The 15,520-nt window shown below is 36.7% G+C and carries 14 protein-coding genes; 6 read left to right on the forward strand and 8 right to left on the reverse strand.

Annotation, left to right across the window (positions count from 1 at the left end; genetic code table 11):
* Window positions 1-14: 14 nt before the first annotated feature.
* From NSQ74_RS17740 to NSQ74_RS17750, 3 genes are all read right to left on the reverse strand, one after another.
* The gene (locus NSQ74_RS17740; RefSeq protein ID WP_340825083.1) at window positions 15-1,208 is read right to left on the reverse strand and encodes a pyridoxal phosphate-dependent aminotransferase; all 1,194 of its coding nucleotides are present in this window, start codon (window positions 1,206-1,208) and stop codon (window positions 15-17) included.
* A gap of 16 nt (window positions 1,209-1,224) precedes the next feature.
* Window positions 1,225-1,707 (reverse strand): cell wall elongation regulator TseB-like domain-containing protein, encoded by a 483-nt coding sequence (locus NSQ74_RS17745; protein ID WP_340825084.1) that lies wholly within the window; start codon window positions 1,705-1,707, stop codon window positions 1,225-1,227.
* A gap of 421 nt (window positions 1,708-2,128) precedes the next feature.
* On the reverse strand, window positions 2,129-3,550 hold the full coding sequence (locus NSQ74_RS17750) for a tetratricopeptide repeat-containing diguanylate cyclase (protein WP_340825086.1): 1,422 nt from the start codon (window positions 3,548-3,550) through the stop codon (window positions 2,129-2,131).
* 456 nt (window positions 3,551-4,006) lie between these two features.
* On the opposite strand from NSQ74_RS17750, the gene NSQ74_RS17755 reads away from it, so the two are divergent.
* On the forward strand, window positions 4,007-5,875 hold the full coding sequence (locus NSQ74_RS17755; RefSeq protein WP_340825087.1) for a multicopper oxidase family protein: 1,869 nt from the start codon (window positions 4,007-4,009) through the stop codon (window positions 5,873-5,875).
* A gap of 109 nt (window positions 5,876-5,984) precedes the next feature.
* Here NSQ74_RS17755 and NSQ74_RS17760 read toward each other — a convergent pair whose 3' ends face one another.
* Window positions 5,985-6,761, reverse strand: coding sequence for a MerR family transcriptional regulator (locus tag NSQ74_RS17760; protein WP_340825088.1), 777 nt, complete (start codon window positions 6,759-6,761; stop codon window positions 5,985-5,987).
* A gap of 198 nt (window positions 6,762-6,959) precedes the next feature.
* Here NSQ74_RS17760 and NSQ74_RS17765 point away from each other — a divergent pair, with 198 nt between their 5' ends.
* Genes NSQ74_RS17765 through NSQ74_RS17775 form a run of 3 tightly spaced genes read left to right on the forward strand, consistent with a single transcriptional unit; the run spans window position 6,960 to window position 10,476 of the window.
* Complete coding sequence (locus tag NSQ74_RS17765; RefSeq protein WP_340825090.1) at window positions 6,960-8,711, forward strand: ABC transporter ATP-binding protein; 1,752 nt, start codon at window positions 6,960-6,962, stop codon at window positions 8,709-8,711.
* Window positions 8,712-8,728: 17 nt separating this feature from the next.
* Window positions 8,729-9,409, forward strand: coding sequence for a response regulator transcription factor (locus tag NSQ74_RS17770; protein WP_340826492.1), 681 nt, complete (start codon window positions 8,729-8,731; stop codon window positions 9,407-9,409).
* Window positions 9,406-10,476 (forward strand): HAMP domain-containing sensor histidine kinase, encoded by a 1,071-nt coding sequence (locus tag NSQ74_RS17775; protein ID WP_340825092.1) that lies wholly within the window; start codon window positions 9,406-9,408, stop codon window positions 10,474-10,476. Before NSQ74_RS17770 ends, NSQ74_RS17775 begins: the two co-directional genes overlap by 4 nt.
* Before the next feature lie 47 nt (window positions 10,477-10,523).
* On the opposite strand, the gene NSQ74_RS17780 is transcribed toward NSQ74_RS17775, so the two are convergent.
* The gene (locus tag NSQ74_RS17780; RefSeq protein ID WP_340825094.1) at window positions 10,524-11,111 is read right to left on the reverse strand and encodes an NAD(P)H-dependent oxidoreductase; all 588 of its coding nucleotides are present in this window, start codon (window positions 11,109-11,111) and stop codon (window positions 10,524-10,526) included.
* Window positions 11,112-11,229: 118 nt separating this feature from the next.
* On the opposite strand from NSQ74_RS17780, the gene NSQ74_RS17785 reads away from it, so the two are divergent.
* Entirely contained in the window at window positions 11,230-11,673 is a 444-nt protein-coding gene (locus NSQ74_RS17785; RefSeq protein ID WP_340825095.1) for a MarR family winged helix-turn-helix transcriptional regulator, read from the forward strand.
* A gap of 72 nt (window positions 11,674-11,745) precedes the next feature.
* Here the strand turns inward: NSQ74_RS17785 and NSQ74_RS17790 are convergent, their stop codons facing one another.
* Entirely contained in the window at window positions 11,746-11,874 is a 129-nt protein-coding gene (locus NSQ74_RS17790; protein ID WP_340825097.1) for a hypothetical protein, read from the reverse strand.
* Between the two features lie 465 nt (window positions 11,875-12,339).
* On the opposite strand from NSQ74_RS17790, the gene NSQ74_RS17795 reads away from it, so the two are divergent.
* A complete protein-coding gene (locus tag NSQ74_RS17795) occupies window positions 12,340-13,113 on the forward strand; it encodes a YqcI/YcgG family protein (protein WP_340825098.1) in 774 nt (257 codons plus the stop codon).
* Here NSQ74_RS17795 and NSQ74_RS17800 read toward each other — a convergent pair.
* Window positions 13,110-14,435 (reverse strand): amino acid permease, encoded by a 1,326-nt coding sequence (locus NSQ74_RS17800; RefSeq protein WP_340825099.1) that lies wholly within the window; start codon window positions 14,433-14,435, stop codon window positions 13,110-13,112. The genes NSQ74_RS17795 and NSQ74_RS17800 overlap by 4 nt on opposite strands.
* Window positions 14,436-14,449: 14 nt before the next feature.
* A complete protein-coding gene (locus tag NSQ74_RS17805) occupies window positions 14,450-15,388 on the reverse strand; it encodes an arginine deiminase family protein (protein WP_340825101.1) in 939 nt (312 codons plus the stop codon).
* Window positions 15,389-15,520: the final 132 nt, after the last annotated feature.

Below are 15,520 nucleotides of genomic sequence, written 5' to 3' on the forward strand. Positions count from 1 at the left end.
GTTGGTTAGAAGGATTAGTCTTGCCATTTTGATTTTACAAATGCATCAATACGACGGACTGCCTCTTCCAATAATTCTAAAGATGTAGCATAAGATAATCGCATAGTAGTTGGTGCACCAAAGCCAGAGCCTGGAATCACTGCTACGTTTGCTTCTGTTAAAATATCCGCAGCAAATGCATCGACTGAATCATAACCAGTATGTGCCATTGCTTCTGCTACATCTGGTAATAAATAAAATGCGCCTTGCGGTTTTAATACATTGAAGCCAGGAATTGCACTAACTTGTGGATAAATCTTCTCAAGACGAGATTCGAATGCTTGGCGCATTTCTTCTACTGTGTCCTGAGGTCCATTATACGCTTCCACTGTTGCATATTGTGCAGTTGTTGTTGCGTTTGAAGTAGAGTGTGAAGCAAGGTCAGTCATTGGTTTAATAATGTCTGCATCACCTGCTGCATATCCGATACGCCAGCCTGTCATAGAGTGAGATTTTGCTACACCATTTACTACGATTGTACGTGCTTTCATTGCGTCTGAAAGTTGCGCAATTGAAAAATGCTCAATACCATTGTATACAAGCTTCTCATAAATTTCATCTGACACGATTAAAATATCTTTTTCTTCTGCAACAGCAGCAAGTTCTGCTAGCTCGTCGCGAGAATAAATCATACCAGATGGATTGCTTGGCGAGTTAATGATAACTGCTTTTGTTTTATCGGTAACAGCTGCACGTAATTGATCTGCAGTAATTTTATAGCCTTGTTCACGTGTCCCTTCAACATATACTGGCACACCGCCTGCTAATTTCACTTGTTCTGGATACGATACCCAATAAGGGATAGGAATGATTACTTCATCGCCTTCATTCAAAATTACTTGGAATAAAGTGTAAAGAATATGCTTTGCCCCAACGCCTACGATAACCTCGTTCGGTTTATATGTAAGATTGTTGTCGCGTTGAAGTTTATCAATAATAGCTTTCTTAAGCACTGGCAGACCGCCAGCAGGGGTATATTTAGTTAAACCTTTTTCCATAGATTCAATAGCCGCATCTAGAATATTGCGCGGTGTGTTAAAGTCGGGTTCACCAGCACCTAATCCTATTACGTCAATACCTTGCTCTTTTAATTCTTTTGCTTTTGCAGTAATTGCTAATGTTGAAGATGGTGTTAAAGTTTTCACTCGGTCTGCTAATAATTTTTTCATTCGGGATCTACTCCTCTTATAAATTCTTAATGCGCTTCCACCAGTCGCCGTCCTTAAATAAAATATAGACATAGTTGAGTTTATCGTGATTATTTAGGTAAGAAATTTCCCAAACAGCCCCTACCTCCTCATAGCCTAACTTCATATGAAGCACCTTTTGGACATTTCCTTCATTTTTAAAAACCGATAATGCTTGCTTTTCCGTAATACCATCTTTCAAAAATACTTCCTGAATGGAATCCTCTTCTAGATTCGTTGGAACAAAGACAGCCTTTTTGTCACCGTATTCGTCTACCCCGAACACAGTAACATACGAATGTTTGCCATTATATGTGTATGACTCCGTGACAATTGCTAGGGCTTTGGCATCAAGCGCCAACTGTTCAGCCTGTTCTTCAATTGAACTAAATGGAGCCTCGGCTTTCCAGAGTACTAAAATACTAATGACAAGTGACAAGGAAACCATAAAGACAGAAATGAAAATCAACCAGTTTTTCATATATTCACCTTATGTTTCACACCTAGCTTTTTTTTCGCTAAGAATGCCTGATATTTTTGTGTGTCTATAACTGCGCACACTTTCATTTTGCTTACCATTTTTGTCAACCTGCTTTCTTTCCTCATACCACAACATTATACACCAAAATTCTCTTGTCGTGTTTGCTAATTTCATTTATTGTACGTTGATAAACCAGCGTTTTCAAATGATTCGAGGAGTGATTTTCATTTTTTACTCTTCCACTTAAAAAGACTGTACTTTATCGTCAAAAGTTCCTATTTTTTTCACAGTAAAGAAAGGTGTATATTTGTAAAAAAATAACTTTTTTACTATACCCAAAAGGATAAAAGTCATATATAAATATATTCCCACTGCCTTTTGTCGACAGTGGGAACGAGGCTATATCATTTGATAGACTTATTTATAGTGAGCTGATGACATAGTTTGCACGACCATTATTTTTCGCTTTGTATAAGTTGCGGTCTGCCTGCTTAAAAAGCTGAATGTAATCATAATTTTCTTGGTCATTCATACAGGCGCCTAAACTAATCTTTAACGGATAACTATCAAAGTCTTGTTCTACTTTTAAAGTTAAAATATAGGCATGTAGCTCCTTAATAAAGTCATTGATAAACAATTGATTGTCATGACGAAGACAAACGATAAATTCATCTCCACCATAACGTATAATGACCGCATCTTCATTACGTAAAAAATCCCTTAATCCAGTAGCAAGGAGCTGTAGCACCATGTCACCCAACAAGTGACCATACTTATCATTGTATGCTTTAAAATAGTCGATATCGAGGACAATGACGCAAACATATTGCTGAGAAATTTGTGCCTCCTTTAACCAATCATTTAGCTCACTATCAAGAAAATGACGATTGAGGACACCAGTTAAAGGGTCATAGAGTGCCCTTTTTTCCAGTTTCTCTTTTTGTCTATTAAAATCTAAGTTCATCACTTGCTGAAGCAGATTGTCAGCACTCATTTTTTCTGTAAGTTCTATATAAGCTCGTTGCACATCAAAAATCTCATTTCGGTAATCCAATTGATAGAGAACGTTTAACAGCATACGCATGACCCTTTTTGTAATTGGATTATCGCCATATGATTGCGCTAAATCTATCGCTTGCTTATAATATTTCACCGCTTCTTCTAGCTTTTGTTGATGTTCATATAAAAAGCCATAGCCAAACAAGGCGGCTACCTTTTCTCGTTTATGATTTTGAATAATATCCGAATTCAATGTATGATCCAATAATGCTTGACCAGTGACAAAATCGCCCTCTAGAATATATACATCAGCCATATTATTATTAATGCGGATTTCTTGTAGCTTCGCCAATTCAGGCTGTGTTTTCTCAAGCTCCTTATTATAATTCCTTGCAATTAATGCAGCATTAAGCGCTTCCTGATAACAGCCATTTTCAACTTCAAGATAACACAGATTGCTATAGCAACGTACAAGCATTTTAATATCTTTTAGCTGTGTAGCAAATTCAATCGATTTTTTGGTCATTTCCACTGTTTTTTCTCTGACACCAACTAAATCGTATATTAAAGACATAACAAGATAATAATTCATAAAATCCTTTGTCGTGCCGTACTTTTGGCAGCACGCCTCATAGTCATGGATGTGGCTCACCATGCTTAATGTATCGCCTAGAGCATGATGAATTAATATTTTTTGGAAGAATAAATCTAGTCCATGCTTATGATTATCATTTTCTAATGCTACTAAAAGTCCCTGTTCAGCAAGATTTAGAGCTTCTGTTAAACGCCCTTTCGTCCGCATTTCCATGATTGTTTTATTTAATTCTTCTAATGTTAACTCCAAATAATCACCACTTCTCTATGCTCGGAATTTTCCTTATCCTTAATACTTTAATGTAGCAGTTAGCTTATACATCAATTATAAGCGAAGTCCATGTCCTCGTCCGTCATTTCAAGCATATCCCATAAATTACTAAATATATCGAATGATAATATTTTAGAATGGAGTGCACGCCATGTTCTATAGTCACAAAAAACGAAGCAATTTTATTTGATTGAAATGACATTTCACCTGTCTTCGCGATTACCTTTAATCTTTACTCCATCAACTTACTTCCGTTTACGTGTAATTAATACAGGGCTAGAATAACAGCTTATTTGCAGGAATTTTTTACATTCAATATTTTTTTATATATATTAGCACAAATAATTCCATTATTGTCCTCGTTTCTCATTGTTTTTACCCATATATTGTAGTTGATTGAGTATTTTTTTGTAAAAACGTGAGGGACGTGATGTTGTGAATAAAAATATTAATCCATCAGATCCAGCAACAATTCCTAAATTTGTAGATGAACTACCGAAGCCTGTTACTGCAAAGCCAAAATACAGTAGCGGCCAGCCGAAGAAAGAATATTATGAGTTGCAGATGATGGAAGCGGAACATTGTTTTCATAAAAACTTTCCGAAATCCACTATTTGGGGATATAACGGACTTTACCCAGGACCAACCATTGAGGCCTCAAAAGACAAAACGATTTATGTCAAATACAAAAATCAATTACCTTTAAAGCATTTTTTACCTGTAGATTTTACTCTCCATGCAGCCAATGATTCACAAGAGGTTAGAACGGTAACACATCTTCACGGAGCCAACGTTGATTGGGAAAGTGATGGTCATCCGGAAGCTTGGTATACAAGAGACTTTGTGTATACTGGTCCGAAATTCAATAAAGAAATACATGAATACACGAATCATCAGCCAGGTACAACGTTGTGGTATCATGACCACGCAATGGCATTAACGCGCTTAAATGTTTACGCAGGTCTTGCAGGTTTCTACTTGCTTCGAGATACAATTGAGGAGCGCTCAAACTTACCGTGCGGTGATTATGAATATCCACTATTAATTGCGGATAGATCCTTTAATGAAGATGGCTCTCTCTTCTATCCTGATGAACCACCTTTCCCCGTGCCAGTTCATCCATCGATTACACCAGGCTTTGTGGGAAATACAATTGTTGTGAATGGTAAAGTATGGCCTTATTTAAATGTTGAGCCTCGGAAATATCGTTTCCGTTTTCTAAATGGCTCGAATAGAAGAGGCTATGTCATCAGCCTTTCTAATGAGCAGCCTATGATCCAGCTTGGAACAGATGGTGGTTTTTTAACAACCCCTAACGAAATTTACTCTGTGGAATTATTGCCTGCTGAAAGAACGGATGTCATTATTGACTTTTCAAAGTGTGAAGGCCAGGAAATAACATTAATTAATGGGGATACAGATTTTGTTGACGAGCATACGAGCGTAATTATGCAATTTAAAGTGAATTGCCCACTGCGCTGTGAAGATACGAGCGAAATTCCTGAAAGGCTTGCCGTTTCAATGGATTTACATCCGCACCATGCACATATTGAACGCAACTTACCTTTAAGTGCGTCGACAGATGATTTTGGAAGACCAATGCTATTATTAAATGACCGTATGTACCATGATCCTGCAACTGAAAAGCCAGCTCTTGATAGTATAGAAGTCTGGAATTTTATTAATGCCACTCCATTTATACACCCTATCCATCTACATTTAATCCAATTTAAAATACTTGAACGACGGCCATTCGATGTGGAGCTTTATCAAAATGAAGGAAGGCTTGAATTTACTGGTCCAGCTGAAGAACCACGTGACTTTGAGAGAGGCTGGAAAGATACTGTGAAAGCTGATGCAGGGAAGGTTACAAAGATTATTATGCATTGGAAAGACCATATCGGAAATTACATGTGGCATTGCCATTTTCTTGAGCACGAGGATCATGATATGATGCGACCAATCCTAGTGATGAAAGATGTTCATCCCGTATCGGAGCCACATATCGAAATAGAGCATACTCCAACAAACCATAGTGCCACAGTAACAGCAATTCCAACTAATAATGAGAACACTGCCCCGCTTTTGAATAGTACTCATAGCATTGCTACGACAACCGATCCAACACAGCATGCACCTACAGTGGCTAACAAGCATGATTTGTCAGTTACTAAAGAGACATTGCCACACGATGCCATTCATACACAAAATGTCTCACAGTTTGTACCTCAACCAATTTATCCTTCAAAAAGAAGCCAAGCACAACCTAATATGGCAAGTAGATGGCGGAGAAGACGGTCGTAGTAATCTGCATCTTGCCTGTATAATGCCAAATAAAAAACCGAGGTATTTGACGTTCACACTGTCGAATACCTCGGTTTGTAAAATTTGATAGGTTTAGCTACCTCACTCCTCATCTCTCACTTCGCTCCAATTGAATGACAGGCAATAATAAATCTAATTGTGTAAAGTCCTCCCCTCGGTACCACTCGAGAATTGAACGGGTTGGCACCCAACTATGTTCGAGGGCATATTGTAGTAATTTTTGATACCCCTCTTTTATTTCCGTCAGATGCTCTTTGAATGGTAGCGCTAGACAGATACAAGCAGGCATATGTTCGATAAAATCAACGTCCGCTAATCCATCTATATTTGTATGTTCTGTTACACCAAAACCGATTTGTACTTTTATCACATCTTGTCCTGATAAATAATTTACATAATAGCTGTTAATTTGAATATTGTTTTGCTTTAATTCATTGGCTCTTTTCGCAAAATGCTCTCCAAACTTCCCCATTGTGGATTGCTCAATGAACCAAATTATTTTTTCTTTGTTTTTATCGATTAGATAGATATCCTCTCGAATGGAATCACTTTCTAAAAACCTTAAGCTAACATCGATGAGCTCCCGTTTTTTCCTTAAAGTACGAATCCAATTATCCATCATTGTTTGACGAGCTACTTCGTCATTTTCTAGTAAATAATGTTGTATGTCCTTAATAGGTACGTCTGCTATACGCAAAGTGGTAATCAATTTCACTATTGCAATTTGATGCGTTGCATATACGCGATATCCATTTCCACTCCGTCCTACTGGCAACAATAAATTTTTCGATTCATAAAAACGCAACGTACTTTTTGAAATTCCTGTTCTATTTGAAAATTCCTGAATGGTCATATAGTTATGCAAGAGCGACACACCTTTCAATTTCCATAATAAACCTTCTAGTTACTTGAAGGTCAAGAATTTTTCTGAATTGTTTGAGTGCCTGTCACTCTAATTTAGCACGCTATTTTCATTTCATATTCAGTTCATAAATGCATGCTATAGTAAAGTCACACAAACAATGATTCTATTGTTTACCGTAATCAAGGAGGATAATTATTAATGAATAATACTACAACTAAAGAAGTACCAATAAAAAATTGGCGGCGCTTTGTGGGGCTTGTAAAACAGGCGCAACCACCGATGCTTTTGTTAATAATAGCTTTATGTATGAGTATAGCGACCACTGGCGTAGGATTTATCGTGCCACTGTTCACTAAAAAATTAGTAGATGGCTTTTCGTTACAATCCCTTAATTATTGGCAAATTATTTTACTAGGAATAGCTTTTATCGTGCAAGCCATCGCCAGTGGACTTTCCATTTATTTTTTAAATCGCGTTGGTCATCAGGTTGTGGCAAAATTGAGAGATCAATTATGGCGCAAATTGCTCCATTTACCAATCCCTTATTATGATGATAACGATACTGGTGAGACGTTAAGTCGTGTAACAAATGACACAGCTGTAGTAAAAGAGCTAATAACTGAACATCTTGCAAATTGTTTAACAGGTGTTATTTCGATTGTCGGTTCTGTCATCATTCTATTATTTTTAGATTGGAAAATGACATTAGTTATGCTCATTGCTGTTCCTCTCGCGATGATTATTTTAATGCTATTAGGAAAGCGTATGTTTGTCATTTCAAAAGGTATGCAAGACGAAACCGCTAAATTTACCGCTATTCTCAATCAAGTGTTGCCTGAGACACGTTTAGTAAAAGCTTCAAATGCTGAGAATATCGAATATGAACGTGGCAAAAAAGGCATTACTAATCTATTTAATTTCGGTCTGAAAGAAGCAAAAATCCATGCACTTATTTCACCTTTAATTTCATTCGTACTAATGAGTGTGCTTGTAGCAATCATTGGCTATGGCGGTGTTCGTGTTTCATCTGGTGAACTTACAGCTGGTGATATGGTTGCCTTTATTTTATATTTAATTCAAATCATTATGCCGATGACGCAATTAACGATGTTCTTTACCCAGCTCCAAAAAGCGATGGGCGCTACAGAACGTATCAGTGCATTACTTGAGCATGAAGAAGAAAACATTTATGAAGGACGACAATTAGATACTGTACATGAACCAATCCATGTTCAAAATGTAGATTTTGCTTATGGAGAGGAACCAATTTTATCAAACATCAACTTTACAATTGAGCCAGGTAAAGTCACAGCCATTGTCGGGCCGAGTGGCGGAGGAAAGACGACGACTTTTGCGCTGTTAGAACGCTACTATCAACCAACAAATGGCTTGATTACACTTGGCGATACACCGATCGATACATTTTCACTTCATTCGTGGAGAAATCAAATTGGCTATGTCGCACAAGAAAGTGCGCTTCTATCAGGAACGATTCGTGAAAATATTTGTTACGGCATTGCCCGAGCTGTTTCAGACGAGGAACTTGAACGAGTGGCAAAAATGGCCTACGCCGATCAATTTATCAATGAACTGCCAGATAAATTTAACACCGAGGTCGGCGAACGAGGAATAAAGCTTTCAGGTGGACAACGACAACGAATTTCGATTGCGAGAGCCTTGTTACGTAATCCTCAAATTTTAATGCTAGATGAAGCGACTTCTAGCCTTGATAGTAATTCAGAAATTTACGTACAAAAAGCACTGGATAATTTAATGCAAGGACGAACAACACTCGTAATCGCCCACCGTCTTTCTACTGTCGTAGATGCCGACCAAATATTATTTATAGAGAAAGGCCATATCACAGGCTGTGGGACACATGATACATTATTTGAAACACACGATATGTATAGAGAGTTTGCTAAACAACAATTGCGCATTAAAGATTAAAGACGAAAGGATTTGTTATCATGACAAAACTATTAGTTGTGGATGATGATGACCATATTAGAGAATTAGTAAAAGTATTTTTACAAAATGAAGGTTTTGACGTAATTGAAGCATTGGACGGTGTAGATGCACTGTCCAAATTGGATACAGAAAAAATCGACATGGTGATTATGGACATTATGATGCCTAAAATGGACGGTTGGCAATTATGTAAGGAAATCCGGACATTTAACAGTGATTTACCGATTTTGATGCTAACCGCTAAAGGTGAAACAGCACAGAAGGTAAAAGGATTTAACCTAGGGACAGACGATTATTTAGTCAAACCATTTGAGCCTGTCGAATTAATTGTTCGCGTTAAATCCATTTTAAAACGGTATCGTATTGCGCTCTCTCAAACGATTGAAATTGGAAATGTTAAAATGAATCGCCATACATATGAACTATTGTATGACGGTGAAAGCACTACGTTACGTCTAAAAGAATTCGACCTATTATTTACATTAGCAAGTTATGCGGGAAAGACATTTTCCCGTGAGCAGCTAATTGAAGAAATTTGGGGATTTGACTATGAAGGCGATGAACGTACTGTAGATGTTCATATTAAAAGGTTGCGTGAACGATTCCCTGAAGAAAAAAGTGGCTTCTCTATCCGTACGATTCGTGGACTTGGCTATCGCTTGGAATTAGCACTATGAAATATTGGAAATTTTTCTTTAAGCTCCTAATGATTTTTATCATGTTTCTGTTAGCGAATATATTATTTGCCTTTATTTCCTTCCACGTAACTTCTTGGCTATTTCAGCGGGTGGACATACATCTTCTAGGTTTTTGGCGACAATTAACTACAGTTCTTGGTGTATTTGTACTATTTGCTTGCACTGCCGCCTGCATTTTTTTAATCGGTTTAAAAAGACAGCACAATTATTGGGATACGATTGTTGATGCCATTGGACGAATGGCTAAAGGAGATTTCAATGTACAGTTAGATAAAATGTCTGATGATGAAAATGATCATTTTGGCCAACTAATTAGTGGGATTAATCATATGGCTGTTGAATTAGGCGAATTAGAACGTATGCGTCAAGAATTTATTTCAAATGTTTCGCATGAAATTCAATCGCCCCTCACCTCTATTAATGGTTTTGCAAAGGCATTAAAAAATATGGATTTAACTGAAGAGAAACGTCAGCACTATTTAGCCATTATCGAAATGGAAAGTCATCGTCTATCAAAAATCAGTGATAATTTGTTAAAGCTAACGTCATTAGAATCACAGCACCATCCATTTGAACCGAAGTACTATCGACTAGATAAACAGTTGCGTAATGTTGTTTTAGCTCTTGAGCCTAATTGGTTAGAAAAGCAGATTGATATTGATATTCAATTACAACACATAACGATTAAGGCTGATGAGGACTTAATGAACCAAGTGTGGATGAATGTACTCAGTAACAGCATCAAATTTACTCATAATAATGGCCAAATCCGTATTTTGATGACCGCCCAAAATGACACAGTGATGGTGAGCATTCGTGATAACGGCATCGGCTTAACAGATGAGCAACAAAAGCATATTTTTGAACGTTTTTATAAAGCAGATCAATCAAGAATCGCTGCAAACGGAGGTAGCGGACTAGGATTATCCATTGTAAAAAAAATTATTGATATGCACAAAGGTACTATTACTGTCCAAAGCAAACTTGCTGAACATACAAAATTTTTGATAACACTCCCTTTAGATAGTGTTGATACAAATAATTAAGAGCATAGGATGTGAAAGTTGTTCACCCCTATGCTCTTTCGCTTCTTCTAATACGCTACTTGTCTAAAATACTGATAAACTTTTGCTAACTTTTTTTGTTGTCCTCCCTTTTTACTTTCCATATTCCCAAATTCAAAAAACTTCACTTTCTTAATTCCAACAAAATTAAACAATGCTTTTCGCATTAATACTTTGTGAGCATTATTCAACCATAAAAGCGGATATTTAGTAGGGCCTTTCATAGTCGAAACACAAACGACTGACTTCCCTTTTAAGAGACCATCAGGAAACAATCCCTTTTTATCTCTATAGGCAAAATTGGATGCAAATAATTGATCAATATAGCCTAAAAGCATTGCTGGCGGTCTTCCCCACCAAATTGGATAAACAAAAACAATCTTATCTGCCCAAGTTATTTGTTCTCTATATTTCTCTAGTTTTGGATCAAGATACATATCACGACGTCGTCTATATTCATTAAAATGTAAAATCGGATCAAATTTTTCTTCATATAAATCAACCACTTGTAATTCATTTATGTACGGATTTTCATTGCATCCTTTAACAACTTCCTGCAAAAAAGAATAATTCAAACTTTGATGATTTGGATACGTATAAATAATTAATGTTTTCATAACTGCCTCCATTACTTATCATTTGATAAGTAAATAATACGCAATACTTATTTAGTTGTCAAATGATAATTGTTTTAAGATAAGTTATTTGTTATCTTGTCAGTAAGAGGTGAGATATTTGGACAAGCATGCATTATTCAATCAATTTGTTACATTTACAGCAACCGTTCATCAAGTAACAAATGAGTTAACACAAAACGTTAAAACGGACGCCATAACTCCTGTTCAATATAAAATTCTTGAACATATAAAAGTAAGCCAGCCTGTTACGACTACTGAAATTAGTGATTGTCAGCAAATGTCGTTACCGAATACAAGTCGAGAGCTTAAGAAACTACAAGAGAAAAATTTAATTGAAAAAATTAGTGATACAGAGGATCGTAGAAAACATTATGTGCGCCTCACCGAAGATGGGGAACAAATGATGGATGAGGCTTTTCGATGTATTGAAGTCCGTTTTCAACACCTTATTCAAGATGTTTCAGAAGAAGATTTAGAAGAAATTAAGCACGCATTAGATATTTTGCAGCAGAAGGTTTTTAAACAACAAGGTAAGCTTTAAGACGCATGATTTACTTCCGTTAATTGTTAGGACAGACTATAAGTGTGACCTCAAATGCAATTTGATTTGAGGTCACCTTTTTTCGAGGTTTTTAATTAGTTTAGCTATGTAGATTAATAAACCAATAATTGTTAGTGGAATTGAAATTGCGACTAATGTAGCAAAAAATGCAAATATATCTCCAACAAGTAATTTTGGCATTATTAAAATTCTCTCCTTTTTTAACTTTTGTATATCAAAGAATACCGAAATTTTATAGTACAGACCTCCCGTATATTTTTATGTTATATATTACTTTTATCTTATCAAATCATTAAAATTAACAAAAGTTAAAAATATATAATAATTAAATAATTCAGAAATTGTTCGTATTATTTAAATATAGAATATCTGTTTATTTACAATGTAACTCAACAATTGGTTTACATACTTTAAATTTTATAAAAGATATCACCAATTTTCACCTGCCCATGCACTAAAGTTCATTGTTTCACAACGTCTTATCGTTGTTCTGCTTGTACAGGAAAGAGTTTGCTTGGATTTATCACATTTATGTAAATGGCAAAATACCGTGCTAAGGAGACTAGTTAGAAATAATCCCTAATAATTCGTCACCGATTAGCCCCTCCTTTAATAGTCTAATGATGTATAAAGGAGGTGACTAATGTGGGAGTAGTATTTGAAAAAAATTGGCTTGATCAACATTTACCATCCCTTCCTTTATGGCAACAGAACGCCTTTAAAGACTTTTCTTTAATGATTGCAGATGAAGCAAATACGTTCCCCTGTATTCCTGCTAGAACAGGTTTTTTATCGAATCAACTACGCTTCAGCTTTATCGGAGACCCCCGAGAGCTACAATCAGCGAAAGCGTTAGCAACTTGCTTAAAAGAATATGGATACTGCGCACGATCTGCTGGAAAATATACTTCACATGCTATTTTTTTCGAAACGCCAAAGGATATGCTTGAAAATTATGAGGTAGAGGATTATAGAGCCCTATTTTGGACATTGCTAAACAACGTTACTGTATTTGATGAAAAAGAATGGCCTAGAGAAATTCCCTCCGACCCTTCTGTTCATACATGGGAATTTTGTTTTGATGGAGAGCCTTACTTTGTATTTTGTGCAACACCTGCCCACCAACTTCGAAAAAGTCGCCATTTTTCAACATTGCTTATGGCCTTTCAGCCACGCTGGGTGTTTGAAGACATTAATGATACAACTGTGCTTGGCCAAAAATTAAAAAGGCTAATAAGAAAACGCATCGATTTGTATGACGCAATTCCAGGTCATCCAGACTTAAAATGGTATGGGCAAAAGGACAATTATGAATGGAAACAATATTTTTTAAGCGACGATGAGGGGCATAGTCCCTCAACATGTCCATTTTTAAGGGGAAATCTTCAATTAACCTTTCCAAAAGAGAGAAATAATTAAGCGGAGCTATTGTTGCTCCGCTTTTTCATAACAATAAATGTCGCAACAGCAATGATGACTATGAAAAGCAGGCTTATGTAAAAACCGAGTCTGCTTGTTTTGTCACCTAATGTACCGGAAACGGTTACCGCTATTAAAAGCATCCCAACAACATTTTTTACATGTTGCCACTTCGTTAATGTCATGAGCTTTGCATATGTCACTAATATAAAAAGCCAGTTATAAATTAACATTAACCCAGCTGCCGTTATTAAATATTCAAAAATCTTTTCTGGAATAAGAAAGCCTATCACAATGGTGACGGTTAAACCAACTGTTAGAAAAAGAAATGCAGGTAACGGCACTTTCATTTTCCCTTTTTTCGCTAATATTGATGGCGCATCATGATCTTCTGCTAAAGCCGTTAAAATCGTTACCACTGCGTACAAGGAAGCAACCATCGTGGAAAATCCGGCAATAATTAAAATGCCTGTTATTATATCTGCTACATATGGTATGTGAAAATCTGTAAGGGCGGTAATGAACGGGCTTTCATTTATTGTAAATGTTTCCCACCCTACTAATAGAAGCGCACATACGAGAGCACTTACGTAAATCGATGTCAGTATGATAATCATCACTTTTCCAGCTTTCGGTGCTTGCTTGGGGTCTTTTAAGTCAATTACTAGAAGTCCCATCACTTCTATGCCACCAAAAGCAAAAAAAGCATATAGTAGTCCAAGCCAAATGCCCTTTACACCTTCAGCAAAAAAACCTTGAAAGTTAGTAACAAAAGCATTTATTTGCTTTGGCTCACTATTTATCCCCTTTATTAAAAGGATGACAGCAACTATGATGAACATCACGACAGCAGCTGCCTTCATCGCCCCGAATATATTTTGAAACTTTTCAAAGCCTTTCATTCCAGTAAGTATAATGAGCAAACCGAGTACTCCGAAACCAGATGCGGTCATCCATAGCGGTAAGGCAGGAAACCAAAACTGGATAAAAATCCCCAATGCCATTAATTGACTACCCATTATCAATATTTCCGAAATCAAATATACCCATCCATTACTAAAGCCAGCCCAATTTCCAAATGCTTGTTTAGCATAAGTACGAAAAGATCCTTTATCTGGATTGGCAACAGACATTTTCACAAGTGCATCATAGACAAGATACGTTCCAATGGCTGCTAATAAAAATGGAATTAAAACAGCAGGCCCGCTTTTGGCAATTGCCATGCTTGTACCTAGAAAAAAACCTGTCCCTAATGTACAACCTACACCTAATAGAGACAACTGCCACCAAGACATTTGACCTTTGCTTGTTTTTGACTCCATTTCGATCACCCCACTTACAATTTCCGCACCAATGGTAACGTCATACAGCGAATACCACCACCGCCTTTTTCAAGTTCGGTCACTTCAATTTCTACTATATTTTTCTTTTGTAATTTTGGATGGTTTTTAAATTGCTGTTTTGTTGCTTTTTTACTGACTAACAATGTCTCTGGATTTAAATTTAAAAAATTGATATCAGGAATCGTATTATATTTTTCTAGCCAATAGACATCGAAACCATGTCGATTAAAAAATTGTTCCGTCATATTAAAGCGAGTTGTACTAGCAGTCAAAACATATATAGGAAAATACCGCATAAAGCTTTTCGCTATTACAACATCTTCGTTCGCAACATTACAATTCATATCTAAATGGAGTGTGTCTGAGCTCCGAGGCAAGTCGATAATGCCAATTTCAGAAAATCCTGCTTCAAATATTTTTTGCTTCGCACGTTCCACACCCTGTCTAGTTGTCCGTACGCCAATATTGATCAGCACTGCATCCTTATTCAACACCATCACATCCCCAAACTCCAATACATCGCCAGTTTCCATAGATGCCTTAAAGTTTTGAGGAAACCACTTTTCAAGCAATGCATGGGCATGTCCATATTCAGGACGTCTAATTGAACTACCTGCTTCACCTGGCAGCATTTGTTTGCCAAATACACATGCAAGATCACGCACAAAATAACGATTTAGAAGTTGTTCGCTTAGCTGCTGTGCTTCTGCTAATAGTTCCGTTGAGTAATCAATTACTTGCACACCTGCATGCTGTAAAGTGCCCTTCAGCTCCATAAAATTGTCCATTGCTCGTGCATGTAAAACAGGTGCGCTCCATTGCACATTTTCTGCTGTTTTTAAATCCGGCACATCTAAACTGGAAGGTGCACAAAGCATTACAGCCGTAAGCTCTCCATGTTCTGACCAACAACTTGGTTGAAATGAATACATGGTGTTTTCTCCCCCTTTTCTTTGCTATCACTGTTAGCGTTACCATCAACATTAAGATTATACGAAGCAACATTAACTTAAAAAACACACCAAAAACAATGGTGTGTCGAGATTAGGCAAACTCATAGTATT

Source organism: Lysinibacillus sp. FSL W8-0992, from assembly GCF_038008685.1.
In the GTDB taxonomy this organism is placed as follows: domain Bacteria; phylum Bacillota; class Bacilli; order Bacillales_A; family Planococcaceae; genus Lysinibacillus.